Genomic DNA, 20495 nt, shown 5'->3' on the forward strand with positions numbered 1-20495 from the left:
ATGAAAAATATCTACAAATATTTATTAGCTGGCTTTTGTCTTTTTATTACCGTGTATTTATTAAGCGGACTTTTAGAAACACAATCAAATAGTTTTGATTCAAGAGTACTTTTAGAGGAAGATGCCGAAGAAAGACCCGATGTACTTATTTCTGCTGAGGAGCAAAGTGTTAATATAAGGTGTCAGGAAAGAGCTTTAATACTTGGTAATACCTTAAAAAGTACATCCGACATGTCATCATATGCCAATGGGCAAATTACAGGCACTTGGGAGCAATTCCGTTTTTTAACTTATAAGGGTAGTCCATATGGATTTAGAACCGTTGGTTCGATCTATGACCAAAACAACGATATACTTTATGCAATTTCAGATCCAGGTCATATTTGGAAAATTAATCGAGAAGAAGGCAACGATTCCAACACCGATTGGGAGTTGATGAATCATAAACACAATTTCAATACATCTTATATTGATGGTTTGAATAAAGCCGATGGCTCGTTCAGAATGATACGCTCTTCAGATTATGGGATGCAATATTCTGACGATGAGGGTAGAACATGGATAGATGTAGCAGGTCTTGCATCTATTCAAAAATCGAATGAAGGGGCAGTAATAAAAACAGCAAGTGGCAATAGAGTATTTGTACTACTTAAAACGAGTTCTACGAAACTACAAGTTTATATTTCTGACGATGATGGTGTTACTTACAAGCCTATAGCTGCCAGTTTTAACCCAAATAGCTATTACGTTAAACTATTTAGAGTTGATAATTCCGAATCGGTATTTTTAGCGGTTTATGATTATTCAAACTCAAAAGTTAGCATTTATGAACATGCTTTAAATGACGATAATTTCTCATTAGTTAATACTTCATCAAATACATTTGTAAGCCTAGATAATATTTTTGGAACATATGCTAATGGCAATTATCATTTTTATGTAGGTACTAAATATACACATATCTATTATTCTTCTAACAAAGGTGCTACATGGTCATTAAAACAGATTGCTTCCGAAAGTGGAAATACTAATGTACGGGATGTACATCCGACCAAACCGAATGTAATTTTCAGAGGATATTTAGATGCGAATGTTTCGACAAATTACGGTACATCATTTTCAAATTTTGGGCATCGGTTAGGTTGGGACGTCCATCATATGAAGTTTTACGAAAGAAAAGACGGTAGTTATTTCTTCTTCTTGGGAAAAGATTTCGGTTGTTATATTTCAGATAATCCTGAAGTCTGGTCAGATTATACATCGTTAAACAATAAAGCACCATCACAAATGTGTTACGATGCAGAGCATGGTGAGAATTATTATAGCTCGTTTACAGCTAATCAGGATAGAGGTACAGTAGGTTTTCTTAACTCGGAGAACGAGGCCCCAACGGTAGATGTTAAGACGACAGATGGTTTACGAGTTACATTGAGTAATAAAGATGCTTCAGTATGGACCTGGATGTATTATGGTTCTATTTTTCACAAAACGAACTTTGCTACAGGTACTTCAGGTTTGGCAAGTATAAATTATTCAAATTCAAAATGGTGGGCTGCGCCAATGATTCCTTCTCCTAATAAGAATGAAGATGCAGTTTATTTGGCACATGGAAGTAAGTTAACAAAATTAACGTATAATCCGGAACAAAGTGAAATTATAAAAACATCTCATTATTATGACTTTGGGGTAGAAACAGGTAGTGAAATCACTGGTTTTGGCTACTCTAAAGTTAACCCTAAACGTTGGTACGTTTCAGTAAAAAATGGTGTTTTTATGTATTCGGAAGATGGCGGACAAACATTTACAAAATCTGATTATACAGGAACCTTGCCTAAAGCCAATGATCAGTCATATAATTATCATAAGAACCAACATGTCATTAGGGCATCAAATATTGATGAGAAGACTGTTTACTATGCAGGTATTGGAAACGTGTTTTTAATCAGTAAAGATGGCGGAAAGACGTTTACAAATCATGTAGCCGGACTGGATGTATATCGCATTAGAGATTTTGACTTTTCATCCGACGAGAAATACATATACGCAGCTTGTGGTGGCGCCGGAATCTGGGTGTATTCAGTTAATGATGATGTGTGGTACGAAATGAATGATGCACCAGTACCTTATGTAAACTTCACGGATGTTGAGTTTATAGATAAAGAAAACGCGGTAAGTTTTGCCACTTTTGGAAACGGAATTTTGACATTTCGCATCAACAGTGAATATCAACAAATGATTTATCCTGACAATCTAAGGTCACAACTTACGAGCGAAAGAAAAGTAATTTTACAATGGGACGATAATTCAGATAATGAAGATAACTTTGTGATTGAGCGTACTGATAATGGCATCTTTACACAAATTGCCATAGTTCCTGCTAATCAGACAACTTATACCGATTCGGATTTTTCTGCAAAAGGAAGTAAATATCAATATCGGGTTAAAGCGGTTAATTCCACTAGCGATTCGTTTTATTCCAATTATAATTTAGTGAAAGTATTACCAGAAGGTGAGGTTCCAAAAGATGGTTGGACTTTGGTAAGTGTTGACAGTGAGGATTATGTAAATCCTCAGCTTGGTACTTTCGCTTTTGATGACGACCCCGGAACATTTTGGTTTACACAATGGTCGGGAGCACAACCGCCGTATCCTCATGAAATAGTTATTGACATGAATGAAACGATAAGTTTCATTGGATTTAGCTATATGCCTCGTCAGGACGGGAAAAACGATGGAACCATTCAAGATTTTGAGTTTTATATTTCATCAGATAACACCTCTTGGACAAAAGTAAGTAGTGGTTCATGGAATGATGGTTCAACCACATTAAAAGAGGAGTTTTTTGGTGTTAGCCAAACGGCGCGATACATAAAATTAGTAGGCTTATCGGGTTATAATGGAACCAAGTTTGCGAGTTGCGCCGAGTTGTCGATATTAACACAAAAAAACGAACCTACCGTACCAAATGCACCACAGTTTGTACAAGGCGGAAGACTTACTGACACACAAATTGAATTAATTTGGCAAGATAAGTCTAATGATGAAACTGGTTTTGTAGTCGAACAATTTGTTGATGATTCTTTCAAGGCAATCTATACATCTGCACAAAATGCAACAAGCTATAATATTCTGAACACAAATAAAGACGAAACCTATTGGTTTAGAGTTTATGCCTTTAATAATGTAGGTAATTCAGTGTATTCAGATACCATTACAATTGGAACGAAAGCTTTCTCGGATGTGGGAATATTTGACTTGATTGATGAAGAGGACTTGAAAGTGTATCCTAATCCGGTTGAGAATGTATTGCACATTAACTACAGCCTCCATAATCTGTTTTCGGAATGGCGACTGTTGGATATGTCCGGAAGAACAATGAAAAGGGGAACCATTACCAGAGATGCTAATCAGATAACTATTCCAGTTCAAAATATTCAAACAGGTGCCTATATTATTCAACTTTGGGGAGAGAATGGTTCTGTATCAAAGCAGATAATTAAAAAATAGAAGAAATACCGCGAGTTGTGTTTGGCTAATCTTGTATGCTAATTTTTCAATAAAGCACGAAACTTTAGATAATGTGATTTTACAAATATTAATAGCCTGAAGGACTTAATCATTCAGGCTTTTTTCATATTGCGTACTTTCTTAACTAATGCTCCATTGGTAAAAATAGAATAATCCAAACAATAACATTATTGTCCATTTAAATAAAGATTGCAGTATGATACTTTTACCTTTCGTGTTAATAGTAAACATGATGATTACAAGATAACCAGGGAAAACCGATATTCATTAGTTAGCGCACAAATAGAAATCCAAAAAAATACATAATGAAATTATTATTCTTCATAACTGTTCTTTTCTTTATCACATCAACTGCCTACTCCCAGATGGTTGATGCAGAAACACCAGAAAATGTCCAGCCTGCCAATGATGTGATTGGGGGGCAATGGGACTTAAACTTTAGTGATGAATTTAATGGAAGTGTAGTCAACACAGTAAAGTGGAATATTGACAATAGCACTAAATCGCGAGCTGCACGTCCGGGGATTGGTATCTATGACTGGCGTTGGAAGCCAGAAAATGTGTCAGTTGAAAATGGCAACCTCATCTTAAAAGTATACAAGACTAATAGCACTTCAATGACCAATGGTTCCATCCAAAGTCACACCAAGTATACAACCCAATATGGTTATTTTGAGGCTCGCATTAAAGTAGGCGATGCGGCCAAAGGAACCCACACTGCATTCTGGCTTCAAGGACCTAATATGAGCAATGTTGATGGTACGGCCAATGACGGAGCAGAGATTGATATTTTTGAAACAGCCTGGACCGGCGATTATACCAAGTCGGTTGTTCATATCGATGGCTATGGTGATGATCATCAGGCTAGTACCAAAAAATATGACACACCGGGCATACACGATGGGTTTCATACATGGGGCTTTCACTGGACAGAATACTTCATGGATATTTATTACGATGGAGTCTTTAAGGTTCGGTATTCAGATCCTAAATGGGTGGTACAAAGTCCTGAGTTTTTGTGGCTCTCAAATGGTGCCAGTTTCGGCTTAACAGGTGACCAATATTTTAAGGATTTGCCAGTTGGTTTTTTAACACAAACAGAAGTTGATTATATCCGTGTTTGGAAAGATGTTACGCCAGCAGATGAACGCCTTTTAAATAAAGATAGTTGGGCCTTAGTATCAACTAACTCCGAAGATACCTATGGTAACAATCTGGCAAGCTATGCTATTGATGGTAACCCAATTACTTTTTGGCATTCAGCCTGGAAAGAGAATCATATACCTCACCCGCATGAAATACAAATTGATTTAGGTAAAACTGCCAACTGTAGCGGGTTTAGTTATTTGCCTCGCCAGGATCAGAATCCGAATGGAAATGTGGCAAAATATGAACTCTTCATATCAAAAGACACAGACTCTTGGGGAGAGCCCGTCGCTTCAGGAACATTTGACGCAGAAAGCAATAAAAAAAACGTTGAGTTTCCTAATACTGTTTTTGGTAGATACATCAAGTTTGTGGCTTTATCTGAAGTCAACAATAACTCCCTCACAAATGCAGCCGAAATTGATATCATGGGCGAATATGCAGAAGAGCAGGTAGGTATTCATGATGAGCTAAAAATGGTGAAGGTTTCAGCATATCCAAATCCATTTAGAGGTCAGCTGAAACTCGCTTGGGAACAGTCCAATGAGTTTAATCTCTGTCATATTTATTCGATGGACGGACGTTTGATTAATGAACAAAAGGTTGAGCTAGGTACAAATCAATTATTACTGAACATTGCCATGTTAAAACGTGGTAACTATGTTATTGAGCTAATTGGTAAGGAGGTAAGAGCGATTAAACAAGTGAGTAAACTTTAAATTCTCGATTCAGGCCTAATGCTTAACTAATTATAAATAACAAAGTACACCATTCTTATAGTGCGGTGTAAAAAGAGTATCCAAAATGAAAAAAACTAAAAGGTTAAAGTTTATAGTGTTGACACTGCTTTGTGTCACGGCATTCCTGGGAATGAATGCCCAAAGTAATGATTTACCGAATATTTTATGGTTGGTTATTGAAGATACTTCGCCACAAAATATAGGTTGTTATGGGAACGCCGCTGTGAATACACCAAATATTGACCAATTGGCAGCCGAAGGCGTTCGTTTTGCAAATGCTTACAGTACCGGAACAAGCTGCGCTCCAAGTAGGAGCACTATCATAACCGGGGTTAGAACTTACAAGATGGGCACCGGTAATCAGCGAACAACCTACCCAATACCTGATATGATAAAAGGCTTTCCTTATTATCTAAAACAGGCCGGTTACTATACCAGTAATAATTCAAAAACAGACTATAATACGTCAAATGCCGCAACTATCATCGAAAATTCATGGGATGAAAGTTCAAATTCTGCCGGTTGGTGGAACCGCCAGGCAGGCCAGCCATTTTTCTCAGTGTTTAATTATGCTAGTTCGCATCAGTCGCGGACAATGACCGAGTCGTACGATTATTATGTGGAAAATGTATTAGACGTGCTGCCTGATCATCTTGAAGTTGGAGAAAATGATTTTGACATGCCGCCATACCTTGCCGACACACCGGAGATGCGTATGGAATATGCACGAATGTACAATGGTATTTCACTGACCGATTATAATATTGGAAAACGATTACAAGCATTAGAGGATGCCGGTTTGAAAGATAATACTATTATCTTCTTTTATGCCGATCATGGGCAAGGGATGCCACGGCAAAAAACAAATGGCATTGGGCAAGGCTATAAAGTTCCGTTTGTTGTTTGGTTTCCTGAAATGTATAAGCATTTATCACCATTTGGAACGGGAGGGGTAGTTACTTCAGAGCAGATTAACTTTGCAGATTTGGCGGCTACTATACTAAGCCTTGCCGGCATTGAGGCTCCCGAATATTTTGATGGACGTGCCTTTTTAGGTACTCATCGTGCGGCTGCGCCCGAATATATGTTTGTGTCGAACGACCGGGTGGATAATGGCGTTAATGTCAACCGCGCTGTTATTAAGGAGAATCTTATATATGTACGCAATTTCACACCATTTCAGCCTGAGCAACGCTATATCAATTATTTTATTAAAGGCGAAATCTGTAAGTTGATGTATGAAGATTTTATAAGCGATAACTTATCAGCTCAACAGTCGTTTTTGTTTGAAAAGAGAACTCCGGAAGCATTTTATAATCTAAACGATGATATGTGGGAAATGAATAATCTCATTGATGATCCTGCTTATGCTGATGAGATAGCACAAATGCGTTCAGTTCTTGAGCAAAATATTCTTCAATCGAAAGATATAATGCTGGCACCCGAATATGATTATAAAAGATTGCCAGGAGGTACAACACCATATGAGTACCGGCTTACCGCGGCTTATAATATGAATGAAATCTGGCAGGCAGCATCTCTATCGGGTTTTACAGGAGATGATGTTAAGCAACAACAATTACAATTCTTAGGTCATCAAAATGATTTGGTACGTTACTGGGCTGCTGTTGGTCTTATGTCACAAACCGTCTTGTCATCAGCTGATTTAGAAGTGATGGCAACACACCTAAATGATAGTTATGAGCCGGCAAAAATATACCTGGCCGCAGCCATTTATGAAAACAATAAAAGCGAAACCGCTAAATCAATCCTGGAAGACTATAGTTTATCGACTGACCCTGATTTATCGTTAATGGCTATAGAACTTATTCAAAACATGGAAAGTTTTAAAGATTTTGGAGACCATGTTCTAAAAGTATATAATGAGACTAGTGGGGTAAGCAGTCTTTGGGCAACCTGGGCAAGTGCTGATGTTTTAATGTACCGTTTAAAAGCAGAAAATTTTGCTTTTAATTATGGGGCATCAACTATTACGGAACAGGTAATAACTGATTTTGAAACACCAATTAATGTTGTTCCGGCTTCAGGAGCTGCATTTAGTGTAGTGCAGAATACAGAGAAGTCAGCCATCAATCAAACCAATAACTGCGGACAATTAAAGCGGACGAGCACCAATTGGTGGGAGTTAATTGATATTCCATGTAACTTTTCAATTGCTGCAGATGAAGTTGCGTATTTGCATGTTTTGGTCAAATACCCGGCACAACCCGATGTTGTAGTTAGGCTAAATAGTATGGGGAACGAGATGAATCTTCGTACAATTCACGAATACGATGCTTTGGGCGAGTGGCAAGACCTGGTATTTATTCTTCCAGGTGGCAGTAGTGGTCTTAATGTGACAAATATAAGGTATATGGACGATTGTGGTTTTCAAAACTCACCTTCAGGTTTTGTTCTTGATAACCTGAGCAAATTTGGCTATATAGATGAAATCATTGTCAACAATAGTTCTGCACGAAGGAGCATTTCTACTTCTACAAAAACAGTGGAGATTGAGAAGGATTATAGTCTAATCGCTCGTGATCAATTTATTACTTTTCAATCCCATACAGGTCAAAATAGACAATTTGAGGTTTATGACCTTTCAGGGAAGAGACTTTTCTCTGCCAATAAAATCATACACAATTTTCGCGTTCCTAAATCGGGCATCTATATTGTCAGGATTGGGAATGCTATTGAAAAGATATTTGTACAGTAAATAACTCAGACATGAAAAATAAAAATATAGCAATAACAGCTCTTCTATATTCACTTTTACTTTTTGCATCAGTCAATGCTTTAGCTCAAGCTGATGAATCTTACCTACGAAATATACGAGATGAGTTTAAAATAAAATGGCCTAATAACAGAACCATCAACTTGGTTTTTCACGGGCATTCAGTGCCAACAGGCTACTACACGGCTGGAAATGTTTACAAGCTGGGTGCATATCCACATTATACTTTGGAGCAGATTAAAGGCAAATATCCTTATGCTGTAGTCAATTCAATCACCACTTCTATTGGTGGTGAGCAGGCAGAGAGAGGTGAAACGCGCTTTGCCAATGAGGTGCTTACCATGCGACCTGATGTTCTGTTCATAGATTATGCCTTAAACGACCGCGGTATTGGACTCGAAAGAGCAAAAGTGGCCTGGCAGAAAATGATTGATGCCGCGTTAGGACATACATTTACCGACAGAGATGGAAATGTACATGGTGTCAAGGTGTTTTTATTAACACCTACACCTGATACAAATGAAGATATACTGTCGGATGAAGCGCCATTGGCACAACACGCAGCACAAATAAGGCAATTGGCAATAGACAACAATGTAGGTCTTATCGACAGCTATGCAATTTTTAAGGAACTTGTAGAAAAAGGCGAATCATTATCTCCTTATATGGCTCAGAATAACCATGTAAATGCAACAGGGCATCAACTAGTAGCTAATAAAATAGCAGAGCTGTTTCTTATGGATGATGAAATTGTTTCAACATTAACACCACAGACGATAACAGATTTTGAAACACCAATTAGTATCACAACAGCTGGTGGTGCAGCCTTTGATATCGTAGGAAATCCCCTTAAATCAGGGATTAATCAAACTGATAATTGCGGACAAATTAAGAGAACTTCAACACTTTGGTGGGAGCTTCTTGATATTCCATGTGATTTTACAATTCCGTCCAATGAAGTCGCGTATCTTCATATTATGGCAAAATATCCTGCAAAGCCCGATGTTGTTGTCAGGCCAAATCAAATGGGAAATGAAATAAATCTCCGACCCATCCAAGAATATACAAATATTGGTGAGTGGCAAGACTTAGTTTTCATAATTGAAGGTGGTAGCTTGGGATTAGCAGTTAACAACATACGCTTTATAACTGATAATTCGCCAACGGGTTCTTTTGTTTTGGATAATGTTGATAAGTTTGGTTACATCGATGAGGTTGTGGTAAATAATAATCCTGAACCCAGAACAGAAGTGGCAACAGCGACTACCGAAATAGACGTAAAAAAAAAGTATATAATTACCACGAATAAGTACGGCACTATTAAATTTGAATCGCTCAATAATGAGATGAATAAGGTGGTGCTTTTTGACCTTAACGGAAAAGTGCTTTACACTGCTCACTGCAATGTTTTTAGCTATCAAACACAAAACCCCGGTATTTATATTGTACAGGTTGATAACAGTACTCAAAAAGTTATGGTTCAGTAATGCTTTTCAATGATTTTCCTTAATAATCAAAAAAGTTAAGGTAGCTGAAAAGTCAAAAATGTAAAAGCAGAGTATAGTTTTAGAAAATATTGATATGGCTATAGAAAAAAAAATTAAGAACATCATTTCTTACCTATTGGTATGTTGTACATTCTTATTGTATAGCTGTTCACCCAATGAAATCAATGAAATAGACCTGTCCGGACCATGGATGTTTCAGATTGATAGTCTGGATTGTGGTGTAAATGAACAGTGGTTTGCAAAACAACTGCCAGGCACTATTAAGTTGCCTGGCTCAATGCCCGAACAGAATATAGGTCATCCAGTAGGTTATGATACGCAATTTACAGGCAATATGTGGAAACAGTATCCGGAAGGTAAGTCGTGGTTTGATGATGAAAACTATAAACCATATTTGAGTAATGACAAATTCAGATATCCTTTTTGGTTAATTTCCGATTATCACTATGTTGGAAGAGCATGGTACCAAAAAGAAGTTATGGTGCCTGAAGACTGGCAAGGTAAGAGTATTGAACTATATCTGGAGCGTCCTCATTGGGAGACTTCTGTATGGGTTAATGGTCAATATGTCGGGCTTCAAAATGCTTTGGGTATGGCACATCGCTATGTTATAAGTAAGTATATTCAACCCGGTGTCAATCAAGTTACTATTAGTGTTGATAATCGCGTCAAAGACATCAATGTCGGTATTGATGCTCATAGTATATCAGATAATACGCAGAGTAACTGGAATGGCATTGTTGGCGATATTAAATTGGTGAAAAGAGATGAAATCTTTATTACGAATGTGCAGATATACCCTAATATAAAAAATAGAACGGCACGTTTGGAGATTCTGGTAAAGAATACTACTGGTCAATTGCAATCGGGTCAACTTCGGGTTGGAGCAGAAACACTTGATACAGATTCACCTCACAAGGTTAATTCCATGACTACTGCGTTTAATGTAGAGGCGGAGATGGATACGCTTGAGTTAATTTACGAAATGGGTGATGATGTGTTGTTATGGGACGAATTTAATCCCAACGTATATCAACTTTTTGTGCAATTGGAAACCGATGAGGCGAGCGATAAATGGGAAGGTAACTTTGGAATGCGCGATTTTAAAGCGGAAGGTAAGGGTTTTACAGTGAACGGTCGTCCGATATATTTACGTGGTACTCTGGATTGTGCCGTATTTCCTAAAACAGGCTATCCTCCAACTACAGTAGAGCCTTGGGAACGAATTATCAAGGTATGTAAGGCACACGGTTTAAATCATATCCGTTTTCACTCATGGTGTCCTCCGAAAGCAGCTTTTGAAGCTGCCGATAAACTAGGGTTTTATTACCAGGTTGAAGCCTCTGCATGGGCTACAATTTTGGGGGATAGTACAGCTTTGGATCATTGGATTTACGATGAAAGTGAGCGAATGATAGCCGAATATGGAAATCATCCATCGTTTTGCCTGATGCCATACGGTAATGAACCACATGGTAAAAATCATAGAGCTTATTTAGTTGATTTTGTAAAGTATTGGAAAGCCAAAGATGATAAGCGTAGAATTTATACAACAGGCGCAGGCTGGCCGCTTATTCCAGAAAATGACTTCCATAATACCCATCAGGGAACTCGTATTCAGGGTTGGAATCAAAACTTGAAAAGTGTCATCAATCGAGAAGCGCCACGAAGTGATTATGATTGGGAAAAAACCGTAGCACATTTAAAAGCCCCAATGGTTGCTCACGAAACTGGTCAGTGGTGCGTATATCCTAACTTCAAAGAAATGGCGAAGTATGATGGCGTTTTAAAAGCCACCAACTTTGAGATTTTCCAAAAAAGCCTGGAAGCCCATGGAATGTTGCATTTGGCAGACGATTTTGTAAAGGCATCCGGTAGGTTGCAAACCCTATGCTACAAGGCGGATATTGAAGCAGCCCTGCGAACAAAAGGTTTTGGTGGATTTCAGTTATTGGATTTGAGTGATTTTACCGGTCAGGGTACTGCTTTGGTTGGAATACTAGACCCATTTTACGAAGAGAAGGGCTATGTCGCACCTGAGGAGTTTAAGCAATTTTGCGATGTGACAGTACCTCTTGCGCGCTTCAAAAAAATGATATTTACATCGGATGAAGAAATAGCTTGTGATATTGAAGTAGCGCATTACGGAGAGAAGGAACTAAAACAAGTAATACCTACCTGGAAAATCGTTGATGCCAAAGGTGTTTTAGTTAAAGAAGGAGCATTAAGCCAGATAGATATTAGTTGGGGGCACAATATTCAACTAGGATCACTTAGTGCGTTTATTGATATAACAGAGGCTTCGAAATTTCAATTGCAAGTTGATGTAGAAGGTTTTATCAATACCTGGGACTTTTGGGTTTATCCTGCTAACTTACCAACAGAAGAAAGTGATGTATTGGTTGTGTCAAGCTTAAATGAAGTGGCAATTGCTAATCTAGAAAAAGGTGGGAGCGTTTTATTAACAATTGAAAAAGGAAGTGTCAAAGAAGATAAAGGCGGCGAAGTGGCTGTTGGTTTCTCCAGCATGTTTTGGAATACAGCCTGGACCAATGGTCAAAAACCGCATACTTTAGGCATTTTATGTGATCCAACACATCCAGCCTTGGCAAATTTTCCAACAGAGTATCATTCGAATTGGCAATGGTGGGATGCAATGAGCCATTCCAATGCCATCAATATTGAAGGATTTGAAAATACGCCAGAACCTATTGTCCGTATCATTGATGATTGGGTGACTAACCGAAACCTGGCCTTGGTTTTTGAGGCTAAAGTTGGTAAAGGAAAACTTATAATGACTGGTGTTGATCTTCAATCGACATTAGATAAAAGACCAGAAGCGCGTCAAATGCTGTATAGTCTGAAGAAATATATGGCAGGAGATTCCTTTAATCCTCAGACAAAAATATCAGTGGAGGAACTAAGGCAATTGTTTAATTAATATGGGCGTTTTCGTTGAAAAATAAAATAATGATGAATAAGATGCTATTTTGTAATCGTATTTGCCTGGTTCTAGGCATGCTAATGATGATGTTACTTTCCTGTACCAAGGAGAAAGAGCCTACACAGCCTAATATACTATGGTTAACATTCGAGGATACTTCGCCTCAATTTATCGGTTGTTATGGGAATGAAGAGGCACATACTCCGGTAATGGATCAGTTAGCGACTGAAGGGATTCGATTTACATCAGCGTTCTCAACCGGAACGGTTTGCTCTCCAAGTAGGTTTGCGTTAATTACAGGATGTAGAACCACCCGTTTTTCTACCGGACATCACCGTAGTTATTATCCAGTCGGTGATTCTATTGAAGCATTTCCTAAATACCTGCGCGATGCCGGTTATTATACTTCAAATAATAGTAAAACCGATTATAATACCTCAAAGCGACATCATTTTATAAAAACAGGTTGGAATGAATCATCTAATAAAGCAGGATGGTGGAAGAGACAACCAGGTCAGCCATTTTTTGCTGTTTTTAATAGTTTTCATAGTCACCAATCCCGTACTATGACTAATCCATGGTGGAAGTATAAAGAACAGATACTGGATTCACTAAATAATGATGATATAATCTCAGGCAATGAGATTGAAGTTCCGCCTATTTTCAATGACACTAAAGAGATGAGAAACGATTTATCTCGAATATATAATGCCATTCAATTAACCGACCAACATTTTGGAAGAATTCTAAAGAGATTAGAATCCGAAGGATTAAAAGATAGTACCATCATCTTTTGTTTTAGCGATCATGGGCAGGGTATGCCATGGGGTAAAACTTATCCGAGAGCTATGGGCTACCGGGTACCTTTTATCATATACTTTCCCAAGATGTATCAGCACCTATCACCATGGGGGACTCAGGTCGTAACAGATGCTATGATAGATTTTGTCGATCTACCGGCTACAGTCTTGTCATTGGCTGGTATTGAGCCTCCTCAATATATGGATGGAAATGCTTTATTGGGTCAATTTAAAGAAGGTTCCAAAAAGTATACCATTGGAAGTCTTGATAGATCGGGAGAGAACACCACATTATGTCGGAGCATCTCTGATGGTAGGTATATATATAACCGAAATTTCATGCCTTTTCAATCTGAAAAGCGCTGGCAAAAGTATTTCGACTTTTCTGATATATCGCAGCATATAAGAGAAGATTTCAAGAATGACAGATTAAACGAGGTTCAAGCTGGATTATTGAAACTCAATGGGAATACAACATTTTACCATCTTGAAGAAGACCCATGGGAAATATACAATTTAAAGAACGAACCTTCACTGGCTTCTATGATTAAGGACTTTGAAGTAGCATTGAAATCGGATTTAATCAAAAACAGAGATGCTCATTTTATTCCTGAGTATAGTTTAAAATTAAGCCAGCGAATTCCGTATGAATTAAGTAGGGATAATAACTTTTTCCCTGCTGAAGAAGTGATTGAACAGGCATTCAAATGTGGTGATCAGAAAGCCTTGGATAGTCATTTGAAAGGACTGAAGCATGAGAACGACATCGTACGCTATTGGTCAGCCGTAGGCGTCTATTCTCATTTTAGATTATTCGGATATGACAAAAGGATGGATGTAATTAGTACTGATGCGTATGCTCCGGCTGATGTATTTATTCAAGCGCTTAAATATCAGGGAAATTCATATAATGAGGACGCACAGAGTAAATTGCTAAAATATATTGCTAGCGAAAATGAGACATTAGCACCTTTGGCATCCCAGCTTTTATTGTTAACTCCTGAAATAGATGAGCAATTTCTGGAGAGGATACTTCAAACGTGTGCTAAGTCTGGTTTACCGGTGACAAAAGAGTGCGGAGAGTTATTCGAAAACAATTTTAAGGGTAAGCACTTGGAATATAAAATGTTCTGGTAATAGATGTTGTTCAGTAGTTAATTTTAAGGGATGAAACTAAATACAATTAGCATAATAATTATCAACATTGGCAGCTTTATTTTATTGTCATGTAATCAATATAAGGACTACAGTGGTGTACCATTTGAAGAAAAAAATATCACTGATTGGGAAAATCCTTCCGTTTGTGAAATAAACCGTGAACCACCTCGCGCCTATTTTATTCCATTTGCGTCAGAGGAAGAGTTGGATCAAGATAATATCTGGGCTTCATCATTCATTCAATCATTGAATGGGGAATGGTTATTTCATGTATCACAGAACCCATCAGAACGACCCCATTATTTCTTTAAAGATGATTTTGATACTCGTCAGTGGCAAACCATAAAGGTTCCTGCCAACTGGGAATGCGAAGGCTATGAATATCCTATTTATACTAATGTAAAATATCCGCATACTAAAACGCCTCCCACCATTCAAGACCATTATAACCCTGTAGGCTCGTATAAGCGAACGTTTGAAATACCTTCAGAATGGGATGATAAGGAAATATTTTTGCATTTTGGAGCAGCAGGTTCTGCGGTATATGTATGGGTGAATGGGCAGAAAGTCGGGTATTTTGAAGATTCTAAAACTCCTTCCGAATTTAATATCACCAAGTATATAAGAGCCGGTATAAACTCTATAGCTGTTGAAGTTTATAAATGGAGTGACGCCAGTTATCTGGAAGATCAGGATTTCTGGCGTTTAGCTGGTATTACGCGAGATGTATTTCTGATTGCGAGAAATGCTCAACACATACGTGACATCACAATAACATCAGATTTATCAGATGACTATTCAACAGGTGACTTTGAAATACAAGCAGAGTTGGCAGGGGTGGAAGGTAATGCGCCAGTAGTTGTATCTGCAAAACTTATGGAGCATGATGTAGAAGTCAAATCATTTTCAGCAACGTTAGCTTATGGTACGATTGATTTTAAAGCTGAACTAGCAAATGTGAAAAAATGGACTGCAGAAACACCTTATTTGTATAACCTCATAATTAGCTTGAGTACTGTTAAAGGTGAAGTGTTTGAGGTCTTGAGACAAGATGTTGGCTTCCGTAAAATTGAAATTAAGAACGCTCAACTTCTAGTAAATGGTACTCCTGTTTATCTAAAAGGTGTAAATTTACATGAGCACCATGACGTTACCGGGCACGTTGTTGATGAAGCAACTATGCTTAAGGATATTCAGGTAATGAAAAGTCATAATATTAATGCTGTGCGTACTTCTCATTACCCTCAGCCCGAAAGATGGTACGAACTGTGTAATCAATATGGACTGTATATCATAGACGAGGCCAATATCGAGTCACACGGTATGGGGTATGGACAAGAATCTTTGGCGAAGGACACCCTTTGGCAGGAGGCGCATTTGTATCGGACACGTAACATGTATCAACGTGATAAGAATCAACCATGCATTATAATTTGGTCATTGGGTAATGAAGCGGGTAATGGCGTTAACTTTTTTAAAACCTACGACTATTTAAAATCAGTCGATAAGAATAGGCCTGTTCAATACGAACAAGCACATGGAGGAAAGAATACTGACATTATGTGTCCTATGTATATGCGCATGGGAGGTATGAAAAAATACAAAGCCGAAAGAGGAGATAAACCATTGATTCAATGTGAATATGCACACGCTATGGGAAATAGTGTGGGTAATTTGCAGGATTATTGGGACTTAATTGAGTCAGAACCAATCTTTCAGGGTGGCTTTATCTGGGATTGGGTCGACCAGGGCCTGCTAACAGAGAATAGTGCCGGAGAAAAGTTTTGGGCATATGGTGGTGACTTTGGTCCAGATACCGTTCCAAGTGATGGCAATTTTTGTTTGAACGGATTGGTTAACCCTGATCGTGGGGTTAAACCTCACCTTTTAGAGGTTAAAAAGGTATATCAATACCTTAAGTTCAAGCCCATTGATGTTAAAAATGGTAAAATAGAGATTGAGAATAACTATGGATTTATTTCAAGTGATAAGTTCAATTTTGCCTATGAGGTAAAAGGAAATGGTTATTTGGTAAAAAGTGGAGAGATAGCCAATGTGGCTTTAAATCCTGGTGAGGCAGAAATCTATCACTTAGATATAGACTTTAAGCCAAAGCCTGATACCGAGTACTTTCTAAATGTTTACGCCACTTTAAAGGCATCCGAATGGTTGGTAGATGCAGAAACTATATTGGCCAAGGAGCAGTTTGTTATACCTGTTTTTGAAGAGCATATCAAGAAGAGAAAGTGTTTGAAAGAAGTTGAAGTAGAACAGACAGAGACAGGTATTGTTGTTACAGGGAATGAGTTTAAGGCACGTTTTGATTCTCAAAAAGGAAGCTTGACTTCTCTTCTGATAGACGGCAAAGAGATGATTTTAGAAGGACCTGTTACTAATTTTTGGCGCGCACCGACGGATAATGATTTCGGAAATGGTATGGATAAATGGGCTTTGCCCTGGAGAAAAGCCGGACAGAATGCAAAACTTGTTTCTTCAAACGTATTCACCACTAAAGATAAGACTTCAGTTTTAATCGAGTTTGTGCTTGAATACGCACATGGAGGTAAAATGCTTGGAGAAGGACAGGTGAGCTATATATTGGATGGGAATGGTAAAATTAAAGTTGATAATAGTATAATAATCACTTCAAAAGATGCTCCTGTCCTGCCGCGATTTGGAATGAATTTGATGATGCCACGCGAATTTGATCAAATAAGCTGGTATGGTCGTGGCCCACACGAATCGTATTGGGATCGAAAAACAAGTGCCTTTGTAGATATATACTCCGGTTCAGTTTCAGAACAATACTGGCCATATATCCGTCCACAGGAAAATGGGAATAAAACAGATGTGAGATGGATGAGTGTAACTAATAACAATGGATTTGGATTAAAGTTTACTGCTACTGAATTAATGGAAGTATCTGCTCATCATAATGCATTAGAAGACTTTGAGTCACCAGAGCGCACAGATGGACGACAGGTTAATGGTGTTCGTGTTGTTAATCGGCATACCACTGATGTCGTACCAAGGGATATAACTTCGGTGAATGTTGACTATAAGCAAATGGGTGTTGGAGGAGATAATAGTTGGGGTGCTCATACTCATAAGCAGTATTGCTTAGGTGAAAAGGAATACAGCTATAGCTTTACTATCGAAAAAGTGGAATAGTTGTGTATAACACCGTAATTGAATCTTAATAATGTAAAAATATAGTGCCTTCTTGGCTTAGTTTTAGTTCAATTATCTGGAATGAAATATAGAGGAAAAGGAAATGGTCTAGTATTATTAGTTCTAATTGGATTGCATTGTGTATTATTTTCTTGTAAGCAACCTAAAGTTGGTAATAGTGAACAACCCAATATCATCGTTATGCTAGTGGATGATGCAGGATATGCTGACTTTGGATTTGCCGGAAGTAAGGATATAAAAACACCTAATATTGATAAATTGGCCAAAGATGGTGTCATCTTCACCGATGCGCATGTGACAGCATCTGTGTGTGGGCCATCAAGGGCCGGATTAATGACCGGTAGGTATCAGCAACGATTCGGTTTTGAGTGTAATCCTGATAGTCATACTCGTGGCATTGATTTACGTGAAAAAACAATTGCCAATGTGATGAAATCTGCCGGATATGCCACTTCTGCTTTTGGCAAATGGCATTTAGGAGGGGAGGAAGACTATAAACCTAATACAAGGGGCTTCGATTACTTTTGGGGCTTCTTAGCGGGTAGTCGTAGTTATTTTCATAATAGTCACCAAGATGTCAAAGGAGCGATTCACTCCATTAGAGAGAACGATGTCTTCACAACTTTCGAAGGCTATTTAACAGACCGGTTGGGAGAGCAGGCCGCTAAGTTTATTCATGCCAATAAAGAAAAACCTTTTTTTATGTACTGGGCACCGAATGCAGTACATACACCAATGGAAGCTACGGACGAAGATTTAGCTTTGTTTGAGGAGCATCCGCGCCAAAAACTTGCCGCAATGACATGGGCATTAGATAGGGCAGTTGGTACCATTGTCAAACAATTGGAGGACGACCAGATTCTTGATAATACCTTGATCTTCTTTTTGAGTGATAATGGCGGTGCGCATAACAATCAGTCGTCAAATTTACCACTAAAAGGCTTTAAAGGAAACAAATACGAAGGCGGGCAACGTGTTCCTTTTTTTATGCATTGGCCGGCTAAAGTTCAGGGTGGGCAAATATATAGTGGACTCAGTTCATCTCTTGATATTTTTGCATCGAGTATAGATGCTGCTGGTGCTGATAAGGTGCATTTTGGGGATTTAGATGGTGTTAGTTTACTACCTTTTGTGATTGACAAAGAAGAAGGTGAGCCTCATGCGGAGTTATACTGGAGAAAACATGAGGCAACTGCATTGCGTAATGGTGATTACAAATTAATTAAAGTAAACAGAATAGGTTACCGCATGTATAACCTCAATGATGATTTAGGAGAAAGTAGAGATTTGAGCCAGCAAGAAACAGAGACCTTTAATGAACTATGTGCAAAAATGGAGCAGTATGACCATCAAATGCTTGCACCCTTATGGACTGAAGGGCACACATGGGATACTATCACCTGGATGATTCATGAAGATTTAATGTTGAATAAAGATGTTCGTGTAAAGGAACCCAGAGAGTTAAGGCAACTTAAAGAGCAAAGAGTAGAGTTGTAATCACATAATTGTAAAATAGAAATAGAGGCTTGAAGCAGGGAGTTAGAAAATACTTTGCTGCATTATCATTTTTGTGTTGAATCATAAACTACATTTGGTTGCGTTTTCGATAATGAGCAGGTGATTGCAACATGATTCTTTTAAATGTTCTTGAGAAATAGAAGGGGTCGTTGTAACCTAAGTTGTTAGCTACCTCGGCAATGCTCAATTTTGTAGTGTCCAGCCATTTGCAGGCTTCCTGCATTTTTAGGTGATTGAAGTATTCCATTGGAGCATGTCCGGTTTTTTCAGAAAATAATTTAGAAAAATGAGAATGACTATAACCAATAGCATTTGATATCTCGTTTAGCTTAAGGGGTTTGTTGATATTTTCTTTCATGTAGTTAATAGCTTGTGAGGTAACATCATGTTCAGTCTCCTTTTTGATTTGTCTAAACTGATTAATGTATGTAAAAGAGGCCATTAAGTGCCAAAGGCAAAGGTTCGCATATTCAAGGTTCTCCCGACTATAGCCCAGGGATAAATTCACAATTATTTCAACAAACAAATCTATTCTCTCTTTATTTCTGGATATTGGTGATGGAGTAATTTCTTTTGTTTGTCCAATAATTTTGGAGAAGAGGTGTGATTTGTCACCTGCAAAATGAATCCAATAAATATTCCATGGTTCTTTCTTGTCAGCATAATAGGTATGGGATGTATTTGCCGGAATGATGAAAAAATGGTTGGGAAGAATTTTATGCTCTTTATTGCCTATTTTAATCCATCCTTTTCCTTCGAGGTTGTAGATTAAAATGTGCTCCGATATTCCTTCTTTTCTGGTTCGATGGTGAAATTTAGCATTCGGATAAAAGCCAATATCTGTCACATATAAGCTATTAATTAATGGATTTTTCTTTATGGTCTCAATTATCATTCCCGGTACAACGATTACAACTTCGCCCGGGAAACCCTCAATTCTTTTTGGCATAACAAGACTATTTTGAATGTTTAGCTGATTTTAGTGTGTCTAAAAATACCTGTTTTTAATAAACCAAATGTAACACTCTCATTCAAAAAAAGAACAGGTGGAGTGGAAATGTTCATGAAATAGTTTCACGGAATATGAAATAAGATAATAATCCATGTTATAGGGAAAAATGATATTTATATCCAAACGTGTGTTTTCTATATTTGAAATGCTTAAAGTGCTCTTTAAACTTTATTAGCTTTTGTTTTCGTAAATAGCCTTTTAGCAATAAGTTA

The 20495-nt window shown here is 37.9% G+C and carries 9 protein-coding genes; 8 read left to right on the top strand and 1 reads right to left on the bottom strand.

The window, feature by feature from the left end; genetic code table 11:
* The 8 genes from J1N10_RS17390 to J1N10_RS17425 all read left to right on the top strand — a co-directional run bounded on the left by J1N10_RS17390 (nucleotide 1) and on the right by J1N10_RS17425 (nucleotide 19250).
* Nucleotides 1–3507, top strand: a complete 3507-nt coding sequence (locus J1N10_RS17390; protein WP_262328008.1) for a discoidin domain-containing protein — start codon at nucleotides 1–3, stop codon at nucleotides 3505–3507.
* Between the two features lie 326 nt (nucleotides 3508–3833).
* Nucleotides 3834–5393: a discoidin domain-containing protein gene (locus J1N10_RS17395; RefSeq protein WP_262328009.1), complete on the top strand. Its 1560-nt coding sequence runs from the start codon at nucleotides 3834–3836 to the stop codon at nucleotides 5391–5393.
* Between the two features lie 85 nt (nucleotides 5394–5478).
* Complete coding sequence (locus J1N10_RS17400) at nucleotides 5479–8133, top strand: sulfatase-like hydrolase/transferase (protein ID WP_262328010.1); 2655 nt, start codon at nucleotides 5479–5481, stop codon at nucleotides 8131–8133.
* 11 nt (nucleotides 8134–8144) lie between these two features.
* Entirely contained in the window at nucleotides 8145–9638 is a 1494-nt protein-coding gene (locus J1N10_RS17405; protein ID WP_262328011.1) for an SGNH/GDSL hydrolase family protein, read from the top strand.
* A gap of 94 nt (nucleotides 9639–9732) precedes the next feature.
* The gene (locus J1N10_RS17410) at nucleotides 9733–12600 is read left to right on the top strand and encodes a sugar-binding domain-containing protein (RefSeq protein ID WP_262328012.1); all 2868 of its coding nucleotides are present in this window, start codon (nucleotides 9733–9735) and stop codon (nucleotides 12598–12600) included.
* A 29-nt stretch (nucleotides 12601–12629) separates the two neighbouring features.
* Complete coding sequence (locus J1N10_RS17415) at nucleotides 12630–14540, top strand: sulfatase family protein (protein WP_262328013.1); 1911 nt, start codon at nucleotides 12630–12632, stop codon at nucleotides 14538–14540.
* A gap of 30 nt (nucleotides 14541–14570) precedes the next feature.
* Entirely contained in the window at nucleotides 14571–17732 is a 3162-nt protein-coding gene (locus J1N10_RS17420) for a glycoside hydrolase family 2 TIM barrel-domain containing protein (RefSeq protein ID WP_262328014.1), read from the top strand.
* Nucleotides 17733–17813: 81 nt separating this feature from the next.
* Entirely contained in the window at nucleotides 17814–19250 is a 1437-nt protein-coding gene (locus J1N10_RS17425; protein WP_262328015.1) for a sulfatase-like hydrolase/transferase, read from the top strand.
* Between the two features lie 88 nt (nucleotides 19251–19338).
* On the opposite strand, the gene J1N10_RS17430 is transcribed toward J1N10_RS17425, so the two are convergent.
* A complete protein-coding gene (locus J1N10_RS17430) occupies nucleotides 19339–20220 on the bottom strand; it encodes an AraC family transcriptional regulator (RefSeq protein ID WP_262328016.1) in 882 nt (293 codons plus the stop codon).
* Nucleotides 20221–20495 lie beyond the last annotated feature (275 nt).

This window comes from Carboxylicivirga litoralis, from assembly GCF_025499605.1.
Taxonomy (GTDB): Bacteria; Bacteroidota; Bacteroidia; order Bacteroidales; family Marinilabiliaceae; genus Carboxylicivirga; species Carboxylicivirga litoralis.